This window comes from Escherichia sp. MOD1-EC6842 (assembly GCF_002965705.1).
Lineage (GTDB): Bacteria > Pseudomonadota > Gammaproteobacteria > Enterobacterales > Enterobacteriaceae > Escherichia > Escherichia ruysiae.
Window position 1 is genome coordinate 153,657 of record NZ_PTRF01000009.1, and the last position, 18,893, is coordinate 172,549.

Consider the following 18,893-nt stretch of genomic DNA (forward strand, 5'->3'; position numbering starts at 1 on the left):
CTTCTAAGCTTTCGGTGTACCCAAGGGGGGGAAACGGGCGTCATTATAAAGAATCTGATGCGCTGACGAAACCGTTTGCGTGGAAATAAAATCGCCCTCATGAATTAGCAACGCGTGCCGCCAATCTCTGTAATAAGTTGCCAACTGGCGCAAGTTTACGCAAAATGCCGCTCATTTATGAGTAAACCTTTCAATAGCATTACGATCTTTCAGGCTGGGACGCGCACGACACAGAGAATTAACTAATTGAAAAAATTAAAGATTAATTATCTGTTCATCGGCATTCTGGCACTGCTTCTCGCGGTCGCTCTCTGGCCATCCATTCCCTGGTTTGGTAAAGCCGACAATCGTATCGCCGCCATTCAAGCGCGGGGAGAGTTGCGCGTGAGCACCATTCATACTCCCCTGACATATAACGAAATCAACGGTAAACCTTTTGGTCTGGATTACGAACTGGCAAAACAGTTTGCCGATTACCTCGGCGTAAAACTGAAAGTCACTGTACGGCAGAACATCAGCCAGTTGTTTGACGATCTCGATAACGGTGATGCCGATCTGCTGGCGGCGGGACTGGTCTATAACAGCGCAAGGGTTAAAAATTATCAACCAGGCCCAACCTATTATTCCGTTTCACAACAACTGGTCTATAAAGTAGGTCAGTATCGACCACGGACGCTGGGCAATCTGACGGCGGAACAGTTGTCCGTCGCTCCCGGGCATGTTGTCATTAACGATCTGCAAAAACTGAAAGAGACTAAGTTCCCGGAATTAAGCTGGAAAGTGGACGACAGAAAAGGTTCTGTGGAGTTAATGGAAGATGTTATCGAAGGTAAGCTGGATTACACCATTGCCGATTCTGTCGCTATCAGCCTGTTTCAGCGCGTTCACCCGGAACTTGCTGTGGCACTGGATATCACCGATGAACAACCGGTAACCTGGTTTAGTCAATTAGATAACGATAATACGCTTTCTGCGGCTCTGCTCGACTTCTTCAATGAAATGAATGAGGACGGCACACTGGCGCGTATTGAAGAGAAATATCTCGGACATGGCGATGATTTTGATTACGTTGATACGCGCACATTTTTACGCGCCGTTGATGCAGTACTGCCGCAGTTAAAGCCGCTGTTTGAGAAATACGCCGAAGAAATTGACTGGCGTTTGCTGGCCGCGATTGCTTATCAGGAATCGCACTGGGATGCACAGGCCACTTCGCCGACCGGTGTACGCGGCATGATGATGTTAACCAAAAATACCGCGCAAAGCCTGGGCATTACCGACCGCACTGATGCCGAACAAAGCATCAGCGGCGGCGCACGTTACTTACAGAATATGATGAGTAAAGTGCCAGAGAGCGTGCCAGAAAATGAGCGGATCTGGTTTGCGCTCGCCGCCTATAATATGGGCTATGCACATATGCTGGACGCCCGCGCCCTGACGGCAAAAACCAAAGGCAATCCTGACAGTTGGGCCGACGTAAAACAGCGTCTGCCTTTACTTAGCCAGAAACCCTATTACAGCAAGCTGACTTACGGCTACGCGCGTGGGCATGAAGCCTATGCTTATGTCGAAAATATTCGTAAGTATCAGATTAGCCTGGTGGGTTATCTGCAAGAGAAAGAGAAGCAGGCTACAGAAGCGGCGATGCAACTGGCGCAGGATTATCCGGCGGTATCACCTGCTGAATTAGGAAAGGGAAAATTTCCCTTTCTCTCGTTTCTTTCGCAGTCGTCATCTAATTATCTGACGCACTCCCCTTCTCTACTGTTTTCCAGGAAGGGAAGTGAAGAGAAACGAAATTAATCTGTAGCAGGTTGCGCTTTTTTCTGCGCTTTGATTTCCTGGCGGCGCATTCGGAAAAAATCGCTGAGTAGCGCCGCGCACTCATCTGCCAGTATTCCTTCCGTAATTTCCACTCGATGATTCATACCAGGATGGTGCAGCACATCCATTAATGATCCGGCGGCACCAGTTTTCGCATCACGAGCGCCAAAGACTACGCGACCAATGCGGCTGTGAATCATCGCTCCGGCGCACATCACGCATGGCTCCAGCGTGACATACAACGTGGCGTCGATCAGGCGATAATTCTGCAACACCAGCCCTCCTTGCCGCAGCGCCATGATTTCTGCATGTGCAGTAGGATCATGACGGCCAATCGGACGATTCCATCCTTCGCCGATTACGCGATTGTTATGCACTAATACCGCGCCGACCGGCACTTCTCGCTCGTCCCAGGCACGTTTCGCCAGCGTCAGCGCATGACGCATCCAGTATTCGTGGCTAAATTCGACTTCAGACAAAAAGAAAACTCCGGTTATAAAAGCGCGGCGCATTATACACGGACGCTATGCTTTACTCTATTCCAGTTGCTGGAGTTCACCGCGAGGCGTTACCCGCCAGCGATGCTGACAAAAATAGAGTAGCGGATTGTCCTGATTACTGTCGCTATAGCCACTGTACAGCCGCAGCGGTGTGCCGATTTTGCGTTCCAGTTGCGCGACTTTTTCATAACCGAGACAGCGCATGGTCAGCACCCAGCCACCATAGCCGCGCTGGATCTGACTGGCGATAAGATTAACGCGTGGCAGCCACGGCGTATCGAAATAAACCGCTTCGACCAAAGCCTGAGGGGAACCGGTAATCAACCAAATATCAGCATCGGAGCTTAGCAGATAGCTGGTCAGACGTTCCTGCACTAGCGGGAAAGCAGTGACATTGTCGCGAAACCAATGCACGAAATCGGCTTGTAACGCCTGTAAACGTGCTTCGCTATGACCAACGGTACAACCCCATAGCAGCAGACTCATCGGCCAACGTGCCGCTCGCCCCTTGATTAATAATGCAATGACAATGACCGGCAACAGCGGCAGAACAAGTAACGCATTCAGCGGCTGTCGGCGCAGTAAGTAGCGCAGAAAACTGCCAAACATATCCTGTTGATGCAATGTTCCATCTAAGTCAAAAAACACCACACGACGCTCGTGAGTTGCCAAACCACACCCCTCTGGACTGATACATCCTGATTAATTTTCACTACCAGATAGCCTAACAGATAGATCATCACTTTTCCGGCAACAATCTATCGCATAATGGTTGACTGGAATTTTTAATTCATGGCAATTAACTTTGATGGAATATAATATTCTCTCGCTTGTGTCTCATATTGCCTGTTGTCGCCATTAATTCATCGCGAGGAAAGATATGAACGGCCTACTTCGTATCCGTCAGCGTTACCAGGGGCTTGCCCAGAGTGATAAAAAGCTGGCGGATTATCTCCTGCTACAACCGGACACTGCCCGCCACCTTAGTTCCCAACAACTGGCCAACGAAGCCGGAGTCAGTCAGTCAAGCGTAGTGAAGTTCGCGCAAAAACTTGGCTATAAAGGTTTTCCGGCACTTAAATTGGCGTTAAGCGAAGCTCTGGCAAGCCAACCGGAATCACCTTCCGTACCCATTCATAACCAAATTCGCGGTAATGATCCGTTACGACTGGTTGGCGAAAAACTGATTAAAGAAAACACGGCTGCCATGTACGCAACACTGAACGTCAATAGTGAGGAGAAGCTACATGAATGCGTGTCGATGCTTCGTTCTGCGCGACGGGTTATTCTGACTGGTATCGGCGCTTCCGGTCTGGTGGCGCAGAATTTTGCCTGGAAGCTGATGAAGATTGGTTTTAATGCTGCCGCTGAGCGTGATATGCACGCGTTGCTTGCTACAGTGCAAGCTTCGTCACCGGACGATTTGTTATTAGCCATCTCATACACAGGTGTACGGCGCGAGTTAAACCTGGCAGCAGATGAAATGCTACGAGTGGGTGGAAAAGTGCTGGCAATCACCGGTTTTACCCCCAACGCCCTGCAACAGCGCGCTTCTCATTGCCTGTATACCATTGCCGAAGAACAAGCGACAAACAGTGCTTCGATCTCCGCATGTCATGCTCAGGGAATGTTAACGGATTTGCTGTTCATTGCGCTGATCCAGCAGGATCTGGAACTAGCACCTGAACGTATTCGTCATAGTGAGGCGCTGGTGAAAAAACTGGTTTGAGTAAAGAATGCGCGTATAATGCCCGCCCGGTTTGTGTTGTTTTGAGAGTTTCCTTATGGCGCTGTTAATCACTAAAAAATGCATCAATTGTGATATGTGTGAACCCGAATGCCCGAATGAGGCGATTTCGATGGGTGAACATATCTACGAGATTAACAGCGATAAGTGTACCGAATGCGTAGGTCACTACGAGACGCCAACCTGCCAGAAAGTGTGCCCGATCCCCAATACTATTGTGAAAGATCCGGCGCATGTTGAAACAGAAGAACAGTTGTGGGACAAATTTGTGCTGATGCATCATGCGGATAAGATTTAGTATTTTGCCTCTGGAGCAGGATATTACTTATTCACTCGTGTAAAAACGAAATTATTATATTTATTTTCATGATGTCATTAATAAAAACATTCGTTGAATGAATTTCTATAATATCTGCGCAGACACTTAATTATCATTATTAAAGGCGCGTCAGACTGGTTAAGCCGACGCGCCTTAAGTACGTTTCCTGATGTTATAAGAACAGAAGGATCAGCTGTAAAACAGCAATGACGACTTTAATTACCCGTTTAATAAGGTATCGACAATCAGTCATTCGTTTTTCCTTAAACAAGGAATGCAGCCGTTCAGATTAGCCCTTACATCTCCCCAAAACTGAACGTGCGAGTTATTGGAATCGAGTGCTGCACTCCACACCAGAGCTTTGACGACACCACTCGTTTCAATGGGGGAATTCAGTGGTATGGTGTAGAACACAGCAAAATCGCCAATAACGATGTCGATTCTAATGTACTTATGAAAAAGCGGTCACGTTAATCTTCTCATCAATATTAAATTCTTCGTCCCGGCTCGAATTTTTTATGTCAGAGATTGCAAGTTGCTTGTACAGGTCAGATAAATTGATCCATAATCATTTTCGTTGGAATCGTGTGCTGCAAAATTTTAAAGTTGTAAAGCAAACCCCCCGTTCCTTACCAGTTCGGGGGTTTTACTTTTTAAAAGAACGGTATTATTTAGGTGTTCGAGAAAGGGTTTTAACTTTCAATTATTACCGTGGCACAAGCATAGTGGCGTTCATCAGCCAGCGTCACATGCATATGTGCGACACCCAGCTTTTCTGCCAGTTTTAACGCCTCGCCCCATAACCGCAGCCGTGGCTTGCCGAGTTCATCGTTGAACACTTCAAACTGATTAAATGCCAGGCCATTGCGGATCCCTGTACCAAACGCTTTTGCCGCCGCTTCTTTCACGGCAAAACGCTTCGCCAGAAAACGCACCGGCTGATGGTGCGTTTTCCAGATCTCCCATTCATTATCGCTTAATACGCGTCGTGCCAGGCGATCGCCGGATCGGGCGATCACCGCTTCAATACGGGCAATCTCCACGATATCCGTGCCTAAACCTAATATTGCCATTAGCCACGCGCTTCCAGCATCAGACGCTTCATTTCTGCCACCGCATCTTTCAGTCCGGTCATCACCGCACGACCGATAATGGCATGTCCAATATTCAGTTCGTGCATTTCAGGGATGGCAGCAATGGCTTTCACGTTGTGATAGGTCAGGCCGTGACCGGCATTAACTTTCAGACCGAGGCTTGCGGCAAAGGTCGCAGCTTTGGCAATACGCGCCAGTTCTTGCGCCTGTTCAGCATCAGTTTTGGCATCAGCGTAACAACCGGTGTGAATCTCAATAAACGGTGCGCCAACCTCAGCGGCAGCTTTAATTTGTTCTTCATCGGCGTCGATAAACAGAGAAACCTGAATCCCGGCATCTGCCAGACGTTTGCAAGCATCGCGCATTTTGTCACGCTGACCTGCAACGTCCAGGCCGCCTTCGGTTGTCACTTCCTGACGCTTTTCCGGCACCAGGCAGCAAAAATGCGGCTTCGTCTCAACGGCAATCGCCAGCATCTCTTCGGTCACCGCCATTTCCAGATTCATGCGGGTATCCAGCGTCTGACGCAGGATTCGCACATCGCGGTCGGTAATGTGGCGACGATCTTCGCGCAAATGCACGGTAATGCCATCCGCACCCGCCTGCTCGGCAATAAACGCCGCCTGCACCGGATCCGGGTAAGCAGTACCACGCGCATTACGCAACGTTGCGATATGGTCAATGTTGACGCCTAACAGTAATTCAGCCATGACAATCCTCATCAGTCATTATGTGTTTTCACTGTTCGCTTAGGCATAAACTGCCGGAACAGTTCCCTGCTTTTTAAAGGTTTACCGCCAAGATAAGGCTTAAGCGCCATGCGGGTAAAGCGTTTCGCGGCACGCAATGTGTCGGCGTCAGGAAACTCCCGCTCGTATAACGCTTTCAACTGCCTCCCGGTGAAAGTTTTATTGTCGATAACTACGCTGGCGATAAATCCTTTTTCTTCGCGATAACGATACGTCATGGTGTCATCTACCGGCTCACCGCTACCCGCACAATGGGTAAAGTTGACGCCATAACCCAGATGCCCCAACAACGCCAGCTCAAAGCGACGCAACGCCGGTTCTGGCGTACCAGTGGCACCAGCCAGAGACTGAATGCAGTGCAAGTAATCGAAAAAGAGTTCAGAGAAGCGCGTCTCGTATTCCAGTACGCGAGAGAGAAGTTCGTTGATGTACAGACCGCTGTAAAGCGTAATACCACTTAATGGCAGCGCCAGCGAGACGGCTTCGGCACTGCGCAGCGTTTTGACTTCACCGCGCCCGCCAAAACGAAGCAAGAGAGGCGTGAAAGGCTGCAATGCGCCTTTCAGGGTAGAACGTTTTGAACGTGCGCCTTTAGCAACCAGACGCACGCGACCCGATTCCTCCGTGAAGACATCCAGCATCAGGCTGGTTTCGCTCCACGGGCGACTATGCAGGACAAATGCGCGCTGCCAGCCTTCCATCGGAGTAACTCTTAGAGATCGTCAACGTAACCGAGACTACGCAGCGCACGTTCGTCATCGGCCCAGCCGGATTTCACTTTCACCCACAGCTCAAGGTGGACAGGCGCTTCGAACATTTCCTGCATGTCTTTACGCGCTTCAATCCCGATGGTTTTGATCTTGGCCCCTTTGTTGCCAATCACCATCTTCTTCTGCCCTTCACGCTCAACGAGAATCAAACCATTGATGTCATAACCGCCGCGTTCGTTAGAGACGAAACGTTCGATCTCCACGGTCACGGAGTACGGCAGTTCAGCACCGAGGAAACGCATCAGTTTTTCACGGATGATTTCAGACGCCATAAACCGCTGCGAGCGATCAGTGATGTAATCTTCCGGGAAGTGATGGGTCGCTTCCGGCAAATGCTTACGCACGATTGCTGCGATAGTGTCGACATTCAGCCCGGTTTCGGCAGAGATCGGTACGATATCGAGAAAATTCATCTGGCTTGCCAGGAACTGCAGATGCGGCAGCAGATCGGCTTTCTCCTGCACGTTGTCCACTTTGTTCACCGCGAGGATCACCGGCGCTTTACCGTCACGCAGCTTATTGAGCACCATTTCATCGTCCGGCGTCCAGCGGGTGCCTTCAACGACAAAAATCACCAGCTCAACGTCGCCAATGGAGCTGCTCGCCGCTTTGTTCATCAGGCGGTTAATGGCGCGTTTTTCTTCCATATGCAGACCCGGAGTATCGACGTAGATCGCCTGATACGCGCCTTCAGTATGGATACCCACAATGCGGTGACGGGTTGTCTGCGCTTTGCGGGAAGTGATGGAGATTTTCTGCCCCAACAGTTTGTTCAGCAATGTGGATTTGCCAACGTTCGGACGTCCGACGATAGCAATAAATCCGCAGTAACTTTTATCGATGCTCATTCCAGCTCCAGTTTTTTCAACGCCTGTTCGGCGGCAGCCTGCTCAGCCTTACGACGGCTTGAACCTGTGCCAACCACCGGTTCGCTCAGGCCGCTAACCTGGCAGTGGATAGTAAATTCCTGATCGTGCGCTTCGCCACGTACCTGAACTACCAGATAAGTTGGCAGAGGCAGATGGCGCCCCTGCAAATATTCTTGCAAGCGCGTTTTCGGATCTTTTTGTTTATCGCCTGGGCTAATTTCGTCCAGACGGGTTTGATACCAGTTAAGGATTAATTTCTCGACGGTCTGAATATCGCTGTCGAGGAATACGCCGCCAATTAATGCTTCAACGGTGTCAGCAAGAATCGACTCACGACGAAATCCACCGCTTTTAAGTTCACCTGGCCCTAAACGCAAGCACTCACCTAACTCAAATTCACGCGCCAGTTCTGCCAGCGTATTGCCACGAACCAGCGTGGCGCGCATCCGGCTCATATCGCCTTCATCCACACGAGGGAAACGGTGATACAGCGCATTGGCGATAACGTAGCTCAAAATAGAGTCGCCTAAAAATTCTAAACGCTCGTTATGTTTGCTGCTGGCACTACGATGGGTTAATGCCTGCTGCAACAGCTCCTGATGATTAAAAGTGTAGCCCAGCTTCCGTTGAAGCCGATTAATTACGATGGGGTTCATGCGATACCAATAAATAAATGCGTCAACAATTCAGCACACGAAACAGACCTGATATGCAGGGTTCTGCTAACAGCTTTGCAGCAGTTTCAGTTGACCTGTACATGGGGACCAACGCTGTTTCGTGTGCCGTGGCGACCTGGAGGTGCCAACCTTAAACTTCGGGGGAATATTCTATACACAACGACGGGGGATGTCGTTAGTCACGGGAGATTTATCTCATAAATAATTCACGTTGTCGCCATAACGGCGACAACGTGAACGAAGATAAGCTATTAATGGATGCCGCCAATACGACTTAAGCGCACACCAGTCGGCCATTCGCCTTCTTGCTTATCGAAACTCATCCAGATAGCCGTTGCCCGACCGACCAGATTCGCTTCCGGCACAAAGCCCCAGTAACGGCTGTCCGCGCTGTTGTCGCGGTTGTCACCCATCATGAAGTATTGGCCCGGCGGAACAATCCAGGTTGCCAGTTGTTGTCCTGGCTGCTGGTAATACATCCCCACCTGATCCTGCGCAATCGGCACGGTCAGGATACGATGCGTTACATCGCCCAGTGTCTCTTTACGTTCAGAAAGACGAATTCCATTTTCTTTGGTTTCGTTTTTCGGCACCTCAAAGAATCCGCTGGTTGCTTCTCCGCCGTTACGACGCGAGAAGGTCTGAACGAAATCGCTCGGTTCCACGTTTGAGTAGGTGACCGGCAGCGCGTTTTCACACGCCTGACCGGAACTGCATCCCGGTTGAATAGTCAACTCTTTCGCAACCGGATCGTAAGTGACTTTATCGCCCGGTAAACCCACCGCACGCTTGATGTAATCAAGCTTTGGATCTTCCGGGTATTTAAAGACCACGATATCGCCACGTTTCGGATGACCGGTTTCGATCAGCGTTTTCTGGTAGATAGGATCTTTAATGCCGTAAGCAAACTTCTCTACCAGAATAAAGTCACCGATTAACAGAGTCGGCATCATCGAACCTGACGGGATCTGGAACGGTTCATAAATAAACGAACGCACAATCAATACGATAGCCAGCACCGGAAATACAGAAGCGCCGGTTTCGAGCCAACCTGGCTTCGGCGCAACTTTTTTCAGCGTTGCTTTATCCAGTGAGTCCCCGGCAGCTGCTTGCGCTGCTGCCTGACGTTCCCGCCGTTTAGGTGCGAAAAAGAATTTATCCACGCACCACAAAATGCCCGTCACCAGTGTGGCAATCACCAGAATCAGGGCAAACATATTCGCCATGCCAACTCCTAATGGTTATTTGTTGTCTTTGCCGACGTGCAGAATGGCGAGGAACGCTTCCTGCGGCAGTTCGACGTTACCGATCTGCTTCATGCGTTTCTTACCTTCTTTCTGCTTCTGCAGCAGCTTTTTCTTACGGCTGATATCGCCGCCATAACATTTAGCCAGTACGTTTTTACGCAGCTGTTTCACGGTGGAACGCGCAATGATGTGCGTTCCAATCGCAGCCTGAATGGCGATATCAAACTGCTGGCGGGGGATCAGATCTTTCATCTTCTCCACCAGCTCGCGACCACGGTTTTGCGAATTATCACGGTGGGTGATCAACGCCAGCGCATCAACACGTTCACCGTTGATTAAAACGTCAACACGCACCATGTCGGACGCCTGGAAGCGTTTGAAGTTGTAATCCAAAGACGCATAACCACGCGAGGTAGATTTCAGGCGATCGAAGAAGTCGAGTACCACTTCCGCCATAGGGATCTCATACGTCAGTGCCACCTGGTTACCGTGATAAACCATGTTGGTCTGTACGCCGCGTTTTTCTACGCATAGCGTAATGACGTTACCAAGATACGCCTGCGGCAGCAGCATGTGACACTCTGCTATCGGTTCGCGCAATTCATAGATGTTATTCACCGCTGGCAGCTTGGATGGGCTGTCGACGTAGATAACTTCTTTCGCCGTAGTTTCTACTTCATACACTACTGTCGGAGCGGTAGTAATCAGGTCAAGGTCGTACTCGCGTTCCAGCCGTTCCTGAATGATCTCCATGTGCAGCAGGCCGAGGAAGCCGCAGCGGAAACCAAAGCCCAGCGCCGTGGAGCTTTCTGGCTCATAGAACAATGAGGCATCGTTCAGGCTAAGTTTGCCCAGCGCATCGCGGAAGGCTTCATAGTCGTCAGAACTTACCGGGAACAAACCGGCGTAAACCTGCGGTTTGACTTTTTTAAATCCTGGCAGCGCCTTTTCTGCCGGATTACGTGCCAGCGTTAAGGTGTCACCGACTGGTGCGCCGTGGATATCTTTAATAGCACATACCAACCAGCCTACTTCGCCACATTTCAGTTCTGTACGATCAACTTGCTTCGGCGTGAAAATACCCAGACGGTCGGCGTTATAAGTCTGCCCGGTACTCATGACTTTCACTTTGTCGCCCTTACGCAGGGTGCCGTTTTTAATACGGATAAGTGAGACAACGCCCAGGTAGTTGTCGAACCAGGAGTCGATAATCAGAGCCTGCAACGGGCCTTCCGGATCGCCTTCCGGCGGTGGGATGTCGCGCACCAGGCGTTCAAGAACGTCCTGCACACCAACGCCGGTTTTCGCCGAGCAACGCACTGCGTCGGTGGCGTCGATACCAACGATATCTTCAATTTCTTCCGCCACGCGTTCCGGATCGGCTGCCGGTAAGTCAATCTTATTCAGTACCGGCACCACTTCAAGATCCATTTCCATTGCGGTGTAGCAGTTTGCCAGGGTTTGCGCTTCTACGCCCTGCCCGGCGTCAACCACCAGCAATGCACCTTCACAAGCGGCCAGCGAACGCGATACTTCATAAGAGAAGTCCACATGACCCGGGGTGTCGATAAAGTTAAGTTGATAGGTTTCGCCATCGGACGCTTTATAGTCCAGCGTCACGCTCTGCGCTTTGATAGTTATGCCACGCTCACGCTCAAGATCCATGGAATCGAGAACCTGTGCCTCCATTTCACGGTCAGACAGGCCACCGCAGATCTGGATAATACGGTCAGACAGCGTCGATTTACCGTGGTCAATGTGAGCTATGATCGAAAAGTTACGTATATTCTTCATAAAGTATGATTATTGTGCCTTAATGCCCGGTTAACCAGGCTTTTAGAAGTCGCTGTTCTGAGCTTAACGTCTGTATTAATAGAAACGCCGCATTCTACACTACAACATTGAGGCGAGGAAATGTTCATACCGTATGGATTGTGGTATCTGGAAACGTCCTCGCATTTGTTATGCAAAATACAACAAAGCCAGTGAAATCACTGGCTCGCGTCTTCCGAAGATGTTTCAAATCGCACAAGGCCAGGCGGCAATGCCACACTTAAAATGACAGGTTGCCACTCTGCCCGGGCAGCAAACTTACGTGAGAATCCACGCGCAATGAGGAATCCGCCAACGCCGCCGAGAATCGCACCACATAATGCTGCAATATCTGAAGCAAAGAGTAGCTGAAATAACGAAGCGATGAAGAATAATCCCACCAACGGCGACATATAAACCAGTAATGCGGAGCTGAGCAGGCTGCCTTCGGCGATTCCTAATTCCACTTTTTGCCCCGGCACTAACGGTTCATCACAGGGTACGACGATGGTATGCGTGGTTTGCGGGCCAAGTTTATTTAACACGCGGCTACCGCAACCAGCACGGGAAGCACAGCTGCTACATGAGGCTTTGACATCACAACTGACCAGCGCCTGCCCGTTTTTCCAGGAGACGACAGTGGCCCACTCTTTAATCATTGCCCTGCCCCAAACTTAATATTCTCGGCAATGCGCTTCGCCGTTTGCGGTGGCAGTTCACCAACAATGGTGATTTCGGCGTTATCACGTACGCTGGTACTGACGGTTCTGCGTCCGGTGCGCAACATCTGGTCGGTGCTCGATGGCGTAGCGCGGTTAACGTTTACCGAGAAGCTGAATAATCCGTCGGAATAGAGACGTGATTCGATAGGCATGTTGTCCATCGTCGGTAACGGACGCCGACTGCTGGAGACTTCACTAAAGCCCTGCGGCAACCAGGTTGGAGTCCAGTTAAATTTGGCTTTTTCACCCACAGGTACAGAAAGCAGCGGTGGCAAGTTCGCTTTCGCCAGCGTCTGCATACTGCTGCTGATATCCTGATTGACGTTGAAAGCAATCACACGGAATTGTTCCAGCGTTTCACCATCGCGATCAAGGAGATCTACCCGCATCGGTAATTTCGATTCGGTGTCCATCCATACGATGTAGCTGTAGCGTGTGCCATCACGAGCTACTACGCGGATTACCTCACATAAGCGGTCGGCAATACGCGTACGCCCCACGGAGATAAAGTCGTAGTATGGAGAAAGACGTTTGAAATCGGTATAGATGAGCGATGGCAGAGAATCAACAATGTAATCGCCATTAAGTGTGAACGGTTCAAGACCCGGTTCAAAATAGCTGATTTCATTGCCGCGCTGTACCACTTCCCGGCGCGGGCCATCCATTTGCAACAACTGTGCAAGAGGACGGTTATCGAGGCGTGCATGTCGATAACGCAGAGACTCAACACCTTGTTTATTGATGCTGATGAATGACAGCTCGTAATTCAGTGACTGGCTAGCCAGGTTCATCTGCTGTAATAACGCCCCGGACGCAGGGGTGGCCGAGGCGTTAGCAGAGAATAACAGGCTACCTGTCACTAATGACATGGCAAACCAAAGTTGCTTCATTACTGCGATTGCGTTCCTAAAGTTTGAATTCCTGGCACCTGTACAGCGGCTTGCTGTGTCTGGGCCTGCTCAAACTGAAGCTGTTCGGAGTGGAGTCGACGTTGCAGTTCGTAATCCTGCAACATGGCATTAATGCGACGACGCTGCTCCTGTACCTGCTGCTGTTGACCATTGTTCGTAGTCGCTTCAGAAGGCACTCCCAGACTTACCGGACTGGCTTTACCCATCATCGGCAGAGTATTAAATACCGGAGTTTCGGGCTGCTGGGACGTTTCAGATTGTCCATTATAGTGCTGGACGCCAACGATAACTGCAAGCGATACACACGCCGCTACGCCCATTTGGGTAAGCTGTGCCGCCCACGGACGGACTTTCTGCCAGAATGGCATTTTCTGCCATTGATGCGGTGCAGGCTGAGCCTCTGGGATCAATGTCGTCGGTTGACGTACTGGCTCTTCTTCAATGGCAGCCATCACGCGGGAAGAGATATCGAAATGAAGTACCTCGGGAGTATCACCCCGCATAGAGTCACGGATTAAGTGATAGTTTTCCCAGGTTTTCTGCATTTCCGGGTTGTGAGCCAGTTCGTTAAGCAGCTCACTATCCAGCGTTTCGCCATCCATTAAAGCGGAAAGTTGTTCTTTCTGCATGCCTAATACCCTTATCCAGTATCCCGCTATCGTCAACGCCTGATAAGCGGTTGAACTTTATTATCAATAGCTTCCCTCGCACGGAAGATACGTGAACGCACCGTACCCACCGGACAATCCATGATAGCGGCTATCTCTTCATAGCTCAGGCCATCCAGCTCCCGCAAGGTTATTGCCATGCGTAAATCTTCCGGGAGGGACTCAATAGTTCGGAAAACTATCTGTCTCAGTTCTTCTGACAACATTAAGTTCTCAGGGTTCGAAATTTCTTTCAGCGCGCCGCCACTTTCGAAGTTTTCAGCTTCAATGGCATCCACATCACTGGAAGGTGGACGACGCCCCTGAGCAACCAGGTAATTTTTTGCCGTATTAACAGCAATCCGATACAGCCATGTATAAAAAGCACTATCTCCCCGGAACGAATCCAGCGCACGATAGGCTTTAATAAAAGCTTCTTGTACCACATCGGGAACATCACCCGACGGCACATAGCGGGAAACCAGACTCGCCACCTTATGCTGATAGCGCACTACCAGTAAGTTAAAGGCTTTCTGATCTCCCTTCTGGACCCGCTCAACCAGGACCTGGTCCGTTAACTGCTCGCTCATCCGAGGTAAAATCTCCCCAAACCAAATTTCCACGCGCTATCGAAACGCCACTCCATTAGCTGCAATTTGAGCAAGCAAAGGGTTAGAGTGTCTCGTTTTTGTAAAGTTCCGTAACGCATCTGTTTTTGTTTGTCATGCTGTAGACGGATCATTATCTATCATTATAAGTCTACAGAATCTGAATAACGCATTATCTGTGTAGAAATGCCCATTTAACTGCCTGAAGAGTAACCCAACGGCCTTTTTATTTCACCACCTAATCCTCCGCCGACGAGCAACTTCTCTTTTTCCCGTCTTCCTGAATCAACATGTTTAGCCCTTGTAACAAACATCAAAATAACAGATGTTTAATTGTACAACATGATGCTATGCTGGCCGAACGGTGTTTAGTAAATTAAACAATCAAAATGAATATTTTCCCTGAACATTCTTGTGATGTGTTGATTATTGGTAGCGGTGCCGCCGGGCTTTCACTGGCGCTACGTCTGGCGGATAAGCATCAAGTCATCGTTCTAAGTAAAGGTCAAGTTACAGAAGGCTCGACGTTTTACGCCCAGGGCGGAATTGCCGCCGTGTTTGATGAAACTGACAGCATCGATTCCCATGTGGAAGATACCTTAATTGCTGGTGCCGGAATTTGCGATCGCCATGCAGTTGAATTTGTTGCCAGCAATGCGCGTTCCTGCGTGCAATGGTTGATCGACCAGGGGGTGTTGTTTGATACCCACGTTCGGCCAAATGGCGAAGAGAGCTACCATCTGACCCGTGAAGGTGGACATAGTCACCGTCGTATTCTTCATGCCGCCGACGCCACTGGTAAAGAAGTAGAAACCACGCTGGTGAGCAAGGCGCAGAACCATCCGAATATTCGCGTGCTGGAACGCAGCAACGCAGTCGATCTGATTATTTCTGACAAAATTGGTCTGCCGGGTACGCGGCGGGTTGTTGGCGCGTGGGTATGGAATCGCAATAAAGAAGCGGTAGAAACCTGCCACGCAAAAGCGGTAGTGCTGGCAACCGGAGGCGCATCGAAAGTTTATCAGTATACCACCAATCCTGATATATCCTCCGGCGATGGTATTGCCATGGCCTGGCGCGCGGGTTGCCGGGTTGCTAATCTTGAATTTAATCAGTTCCACCCTACCGCACTGTATCATCCACAGGCTCGAAATTTCCTGTTAACGGAAGCTTTACGTGGCGAAGGCGCTTATTTGAAACGCCCGGACGGTACACGATTTATGCCCGATTTTGATGATCGCGGCGAACTGGCACCGCGCGATATTGTTGCTCGTGCTATTGATCACGAAATGAAGCGCCTCGGCGCGGATTGTATGTTCCTCGATATCAGCCATAAACCTGCGGATTTTATTCGTCAGCATTTCCCGATGATTTATGAAAAGTTATTGGGACTGGGTATTGATCTCACGAAAGAGCCTGTCCCAATAGTGCCCGCTGCGCACTACACCTGCGGTGGCGTGATGGTAGATGATTATGGGCGTACCGACGTTGATGGCCTGTATGCCATTGGTGAAGTCAGCTATACAGGATTACATGGCGCTAACCGAATGGCCTCTAACTCATTGCTGGAGTGTCTGGTCTACGGCTGGTCGGCAGCGGAAGATATTGCAAAGCGTATGCCCTATGTGCGCGGCGTCAGTACGTTACCGCCGTGGGATGAAAGCCGCGTTGAGAATCCTGATGAACTGGTGGTGATTCAACATAACTGGCATGAGTTACGCCTGTTTATGTGGGATTACGTGGGCATTGTACGCACAACAAAGCGCCTGGAGCGCGCCCTGCGGCGGATCAATATGTTGCAGCAGGAGATAGATGAATATTATGCTCACTTCCGTGTGTCGAATAATTTGCTGGAGCTGCGTAATCTGGTGCAGGTTGCCGAGTTGATTGTTCGCTGCGCGATAATGCGCAAAGAGAGTCGGGGCTTGCATTACACGCTGGATTACCCGGAGCTACTCGCGCATTCCGGTCCGTCGATTCTCACCCCCGGCAATCATTACATAAACAGATAAAAAGCCTGGGTCAGCGCCGTATACGCTTCGGAATAGTTCTGGTCTGGCCCACGAATCACTAAGCGATCGCTAAAACACTCCCCCGCCTGTGGGGAGAATGCCAGCAGCACCCGATGCGGCAGTCGCGCTTCGTTTTCCGCCACATCCGTCCGTAAACGTAAATGCCAGCCCATATTTAACGCCAGTTCAGTAAAACCATTACCGACCTGTTCTGGCAGCACCACGCAGAAAAATCCTTCTTCGGTAATGCATTCTGCCGCGCAAGTGAGCAACGTCTGGTGATCAAGCGTAGTGGTATAGCGCGCCTGCTCCCGCTGTGGTGTTGCGCACTCTACTCCCTGCTGATAATACGGCGGGTTGCTGATAATTAAATCAAAACGCCCAGACTGCTGGGTAATCCACTGCTGAATATCCACCGTATGGACGTTAATCCGCTCTGCCCACGGGGACTGCGCGATATTTTCCTGCGCCTGGGCAGCCGCTTCATTTTCAATTTCAACCGCATCGATTATCACGCCATCATCGGTGCGCTGCGCCAGCATCAAAGCCAATAAGCCGCTACCGCTGCCGATATCAAGGCAGCGTTTTACCCCAGCCACAGGAGCCCATGCGCCCAGCAAAATTCCATCCGTTCCCACTTTCATTGCACAGCGATCGTGTGCGACAAAAAACTGTTTAAAAGTAAATCCATTACGACGAAGCACGGATGTAGACTGTGACATGAAAATAAAACCTTGCTGGAAAAACGGCGATAGCGCCGGGTAAGAACAATACCTGAGAAGCGATATCCATACAAACAGATGAAGATTGCAGCCGTAACGTCTATAATCAGCGCCCCACACAGAGGTAGAACATGACTGTAACGACTTTTTCCGAACTTGAACTCGACGAAAGCCTGCTGGAAGCACTCCAGGATAAAGGTTTCACTCGCCCGACCGCCATTCAGGCTGCCGCCATTCCGCCTGCGCTCGATGGCCGTGATGTACTCGGTTCTGCGCCGACAGGCACCGGTAAAACGGCGGCGTATCTGCTGCCAGCGTTGCAGCACCTGCTCGATTTCCCGCGTAAGAAATCCGGTCCGCCGCGTATTTTGATCCTCACCCCAACTCGCGAACTGGCGATGCAGGTGGCCGATCATGCCCGCGAACTGGCGAAACATACGCATCTGGATATTGCCACCATCACCGGTGGCGTGGCTTATATGAACCACGCAGAAGTGTTCAGCGAAAACCAGGACATCGTGGTCGCCACAACTGGTCGTCTGCTGCAGTATATAAAAGAAGAGAACTTCGATTGCCGCGCGGTTGAAACGCTGATCCTCGATGAAGCAGACCGTATGCTGGATATGGGTTTCGCCCAGGATATCGAACATATTGCTGGCGAAACTCGCTGGCGTAAACAAACCCTGCTCTTCTCGGCAACGCTGGAAGGCGATGCTATTCAGGATTTTGCTGAGCGTCTGCTCGAAGATCCGGTGGAAGTTTCTGCGAATCCGTCCACCCGTGAGCGCAAAAAGATTCATCAGTGGTATTACCGCGCCGATGATCTTGAGCATAAAACTGCGTTGCTGGTGCATCTGTTAAAACAGCCGGAAGCGACTCGCTCAATTGTCTTTGTGCGTAAGCGTGAGCGTGTGCATGAACTGGCAAACTGGCTGCGCGAAGCGGGCATCAACAACTGCTATCTCGAAGGTGAGATGGTGCAAGGCAAACGCAACGAAGCGATCAAACGCCTGACCGAAGGCCGCGTTAACGTACTGGTTGCAACTGATGTTGCCGCGCGTGGTATCGACATTCCGGATGTCAGCCACGTCTTTAACTTCGATATGCCGCGCAGTGGCGATACTTATTTGCACCGTATCGGGCGTACCGCTCGCGCTGGCCGTAAAGGCACCGCAATTTCACTGGTTGAAGCTCATGACCATCTGCTGCTGGGCAAAGTTGGCCGTTATATTGAAGAGCCAATTAAAGCTCGCGTAATTGATGAGTTACGCCCGAAAACGCGTGCGCCAAGCGAGAAACAGACCGGCAAGCCATCGAAAAAAGTGTTGGCAAAACGCGCCGAGAAGAAAAAGGCTAAAGAGAAAGAGAAGCCACGGGTGAAAAAACGCCATCGCGATACCAAAAATATTGGTAAGCGCCGCAAACCAAGCGGAACGGGCGTGCCGCCGCAAACGACAGAAGAGTAATCATAATGCCGGGTTTAAGCCCGGTATTAAAAGTGCAGGCAAACGCAAAATTGCCTGATGCGCTACGCTTATCAGGCCTACGAAACTCATGCAATGTATTGAATTTGCACAATTTTGTAGGCCGGATAAGGCGTTCACGCCGCATCCGGCATGAACAAAGCGCATTTGTCGACAAGTTGAATGCAGGGTTTAATCCC

General features: G+C 50.4%; 21 protein-coding genes. 5 read left to right on the forward strand and 16 right to left on the reverse strand.

Going from position 1 to position 18,893, the window contains the following annotated elements; genetic code table 11:
* The first annotated feature begins 246 nt into the window (after window positions 1-246).
* Entirely contained in the window at window positions 247-1,803 is a 1,557-nt protein-coding gene (gene mltF, locus A7Z29_RS13055; RefSeq protein ID WP_032225974.1) for a membrane-bound lytic murein transglycosylase MltF, read from the forward strand.
* Here mltF and tadA read toward each other — a convergent pair.
* Entirely contained in the window at window positions 1,800-2,303 is a 504-nt protein-coding gene (gene tadA / locus A7Z29_RS13060) for a tRNA adenosine(34) deaminase TadA (protein WP_024165055.1), read from the reverse strand. The two genes, mltF and tadA, sit on opposite strands and share 4 nt — an antisense overlap.
* A 57-nt stretch (window positions 2,304-2,360) precedes the next feature.
* Entirely contained in the window at window positions 2,361-2,996 is a 636-nt protein-coding gene (yfhb, locus tag A7Z29_RS13065) for a phosphatidylglycerophosphatase C (RefSeq protein ID WP_105290342.1), read from the reverse strand.
* Window positions 2,997-3,204: 208 nt separating this feature from the next.
* Here yfhb and A7Z29_RS13070 point away from each other — a divergent pair, with 208 nt between their 5' ends.
* Both A7Z29_RS13070 and yfhL read left to right on the forward strand, forming a co-directional pair.
* Window positions 3,205-4,053 (forward strand): MurR/RpiR family transcriptional regulator, encoded by an 849-nt coding sequence (locus A7Z29_RS13070; protein WP_001013782.1) that lies wholly within the window; start codon window positions 3,205-3,207, stop codon window positions 4,051-4,053.
* A 55-nt stretch (window positions 4,054-4,108) separates the two neighbouring features.
* Window positions 4,109-4,369 (forward strand): 4Fe-4S dicluster ferredoxin YfhL, encoded by a 261-nt coding sequence (yfhL, locus tag A7Z29_RS13075; protein WP_001196294.1) that lies wholly within the window; start codon window positions 4,109-4,111, stop codon window positions 4,367-4,369.
* A gap of 193 nt (window positions 4,370-4,562) precedes the next feature.
* Here the strand turns inward: yfhL and shoB are convergent, their stop codons facing one another.
* From shoB to rseD, 13 genes are all read right to left on the reverse strand, one after another.
* A complete protein-coding gene (gene shoB, locus A7Z29_RS13080; RefSeq protein ID WP_000128779.1) occupies window positions 4,563-4,643 on the reverse strand; it encodes a type I toxin-antitoxin system toxin ShoB in 81 nt (26 codons plus the stop codon).
* A 439-nt stretch (window positions 4,644-5,082) separates the two neighbouring features.
* Window positions 5,083-5,463, reverse strand: coding sequence for a holo-ACP synthase (gene acpS / locus A7Z29_RS13090; RefSeq protein ID WP_000986026.1), 381 nt, complete (start codon window positions 5,461-5,463; stop codon window positions 5,083-5,085).
* Complete coding sequence (gene pdxJ / locus A7Z29_RS13095; protein WP_001297412.1) at window positions 5,463-6,194, reverse strand: pyridoxine 5'-phosphate synthase; 732 nt, start codon at window positions 6,192-6,194, stop codon at window positions 5,463-5,465. The genes acpS and pdxJ overlap by 1 nt, the downstream gene beginning before the upstream one ends.
* 11 nt (window positions 6,195-6,205) lie before the next feature.
* On the reverse strand, window positions 6,206-6,934 hold the full coding sequence (recO, locus tag A7Z29_RS13100; protein ID WP_000399395.1) for a DNA repair protein RecO: 729 nt from the start codon (window positions 6,932-6,934) through the stop codon (window positions 6,206-6,208).
* 11 nt (window positions 6,935-6,945) lie between these two features.
* Window positions 6,946-7,851 carry a GTPase Era gene (gene era, locus A7Z29_RS13105; RefSeq protein WP_000020737.1) on the reverse strand — a complete coding sequence of 302 codons (906 nt, stop codon included), beginning with the start codon at window positions 7,849-7,851 and terminating at the stop codon, window positions 6,946-6,948.
* The gene (gene rnc / locus A7Z29_RS13110; protein ID WP_001068343.1) at window positions 7,848-8,528 is read right to left on the reverse strand and encodes a ribonuclease III; all 681 of its coding nucleotides are present in this window, start codon (window positions 8,526-8,528) and stop codon (window positions 7,848-7,850) included. The genes era and rnc overlap by 4 nt, the downstream gene beginning before the upstream one ends.
* A 272-nt stretch (window positions 8,529-8,800) precedes the next feature.
* The gene (gene lepB / locus A7Z29_RS13120) at window positions 8,801-9,775 is read right to left on the reverse strand and encodes a signal peptidase I (RefSeq protein WP_105290344.1); all 975 of its coding nucleotides are present in this window, start codon (window positions 9,773-9,775) and stop codon (window positions 8,801-8,803) included.
* 15 nt (window positions 9,776-9,790) lie between these two features.
* On the reverse strand, window positions 9,791-11,590 hold the full coding sequence (gene lepA / locus A7Z29_RS13125; protein WP_000790173.1) for a translation elongation factor 4: 1,800 nt from the start codon (window positions 11,588-11,590) through the stop codon (window positions 9,791-9,793).
* Between the two features lie 197 nt (window positions 11,591-11,787).
* Complete coding sequence (rseC, locus tag A7Z29_RS13130) at window positions 11,788-12,267, reverse strand: SoxR-reducing system protein RseC (protein WP_000589060.1); 480 nt, start codon at window positions 12,265-12,267, stop codon at window positions 11,788-11,790.
* A complete protein-coding gene (rseB, locus tag A7Z29_RS13135; RefSeq protein ID WP_000812045.1) occupies window positions 12,264-13,220 on the reverse strand; it encodes a sigma-E factor regulatory protein RseB in 957 nt (318 codons plus the stop codon). The genes rseC and rseB overlap by 4 nt, the downstream gene beginning before the upstream one ends.
* Window positions 13,220-13,870, reverse strand: a complete 651-nt coding sequence (gene rseA / locus A7Z29_RS13140) for an anti-sigma-E factor RseA (RefSeq protein ID WP_085461026.1) — start codon at window positions 13,868-13,870, stop codon at window positions 13,220-13,222. Before rseA ends, rseB begins: the two co-directional genes overlap by 1 nt.
* Before the next feature lie 32 nt (window positions 13,871-13,902).
* On the reverse strand, window positions 13,903-14,478 hold the full coding sequence (gene rpoE / locus A7Z29_RS13145; protein ID WP_001295364.1) for an RNA polymerase sigma factor RpoE: 576 nt from the start codon (window positions 14,476-14,478) through the stop codon (window positions 13,903-13,905).
* Window positions 14,475-14,630, reverse strand: a complete 156-nt coding sequence (gene rseD / locus A7Z29_RS23240) for a rpoE leader peptide RseD (RefSeq protein WP_032147913.1) — start codon at window positions 14,628-14,630, stop codon at window positions 14,475-14,477. The genes rpoE and rseD overlap by 4 nt, the downstream gene beginning before the upstream one ends.
* 255 nt (window positions 14,631-14,885) lie before the next feature.
* Between rseD and nadB the strand changes: the two genes are divergently transcribed.
* Window positions 14,886-16,508, forward strand: a complete 1,623-nt coding sequence (gene nadB, locus A7Z29_RS13150) for an L-aspartate oxidase (RefSeq protein ID WP_032225980.1) — start codon at window positions 14,886-14,888, stop codon at window positions 16,506-16,508.
* On the opposite strand, the gene trmN is transcribed toward nadB, so the two are convergent.
* Window positions 16,493-17,230, reverse strand: a complete 738-nt coding sequence (gene trmN, locus A7Z29_RS13155; RefSeq protein WP_105290345.1) for a tRNA(1)(Val) (adenine(37)-N(6))-methyltransferase TrmN — start codon at window positions 17,228-17,230, stop codon at window positions 16,493-16,495. The two genes, nadB and trmN, sit on opposite strands and share 16 nt — an antisense overlap.
* A gap of 131 nt (window positions 17,231-17,361) precedes the next feature.
* Between trmN and srmB the strand changes: the two genes are divergently transcribed.
* Window positions 17,362-18,696 carry an ATP-dependent RNA helicase SrmB gene (gene srmB, locus A7Z29_RS13160; protein WP_000219193.1) on the forward strand — a complete coding sequence of 445 codons (1,335 nt, stop codon included), beginning with the start codon at window positions 17,362-17,364 and terminating at the stop codon, window positions 18,694-18,696.
* Window positions 18,697-18,893: the final 197 nt, after the last annotated feature.

Bases quoted from the DNA above. Each gene is read 5' to 3' on its own strand.
- A7Z29_RS13070 (WP_001013782.1), top strand. From the start codon at position 3,205: ATGAACGGCCTACTTCGTATCCGTCAGCGTTACCAGGGGCTTGCCCAG.
- yfhL (WP_001196294.1), top strand. From the start codon at position 4,109: ATGGCGCTGTTAATCACTAAAAAATGCATCAATTGTGATATGTGTGAA.
- shoB (WP_000128779.1), bottom strand. From the start codon at position 4,643: ATGACTGATTGTCGATACCTTATTAAACGGGTAATTAAAGTCGTCATT.
- acpS (WP_000986026.1), bottom strand. From the start codon at position 5,463: ATGGCAATATTAGGTTTAGGCACGGATATCGTGGAGATTGCCCGTATT.
- pdxJ (WP_001297412.1), bottom strand. From the start codon at position 6,194: ATGGCTGAATTACTGTTAGGCGTCAACATTGACCATATCGCAACGTTG.
- recO (WP_000399395.1), bottom strand. From the start codon at position 6,934: ATGGAAGGCTGGCAGCGCGCATTTGTCCTGCATAGTCGCCCGTGGAGC.
- era (WP_000020737.1), bottom strand. From the start codon at position 7,851: ATGAGCATCGATAAAAGTTACTGCGGATTTATTGCTATCGTCGGACGT.
- rnc (WP_001068343.1), bottom strand. From the start codon at position 8,528: ATGAACCCCATCGTAATTAATCGGCTTCAACGGAAGCTGGGCTACACT.
- lepB (WP_105290344.1), bottom strand. From the start codon at position 9,775: ATGGCGAATATGTTTGCCCTGATTCTGGTGATTGCCACACTGGTGACG.
- lepA (WP_000790173.1), bottom strand. From the start codon at position 11,590: ATGAAGAATATACGTAACTTTTCGATCATAGCTCACATTGACCACGGT.
- rseC (WP_000589060.1), bottom strand. From the start codon at position 12,267: ATGATTAAAGAGTGGGCCACTGTCGTCTCCTGGAAAAACGGGCAGGCG.
- rseB (WP_000812045.1), bottom strand. From the start codon at position 13,220: ATGAAGCAACTTTGGTTTGCCATGTCATTAGTGACAGGTAGCCTGTTA.
- rseA (WP_085461026.1), bottom strand. From the start codon at position 13,870: ATGCAGAAAGAACAACTTTCCGCTTTAATGGATGGCGAAACGCTGGAT.
- rpoE (WP_001295364.1), bottom strand. From the start codon at position 14,478: ATGAGCGAGCAGTTAACGGACCAGGTCCTGGTTGAGCGGGTCCAGAAG.
- rseD (WP_032147913.1), bottom strand. From the start codon at position 14,630: ATGATCCGTCTACAGCATGACAAACAAAAACAGATGCGTTACGGAACT.
- nadB (WP_032225980.1), top strand. From the start codon at position 14,886: ATGAATATTTTCCCTGAACATTCTTGTGATGTGTTGATTATTGGTAGC.
- trmN (WP_105290345.1), bottom strand. From the start codon at position 17,230: ATGTCACAGTCTACATCCGTGCTTCGTCGTAATGGATTTACTTTTAAA.
- srmB (WP_000219193.1), top strand. From the start codon at position 17,362: ATGACTGTAACGACTTTTTCCGAACTTGAACTCGACGAAAGCCTGCTG.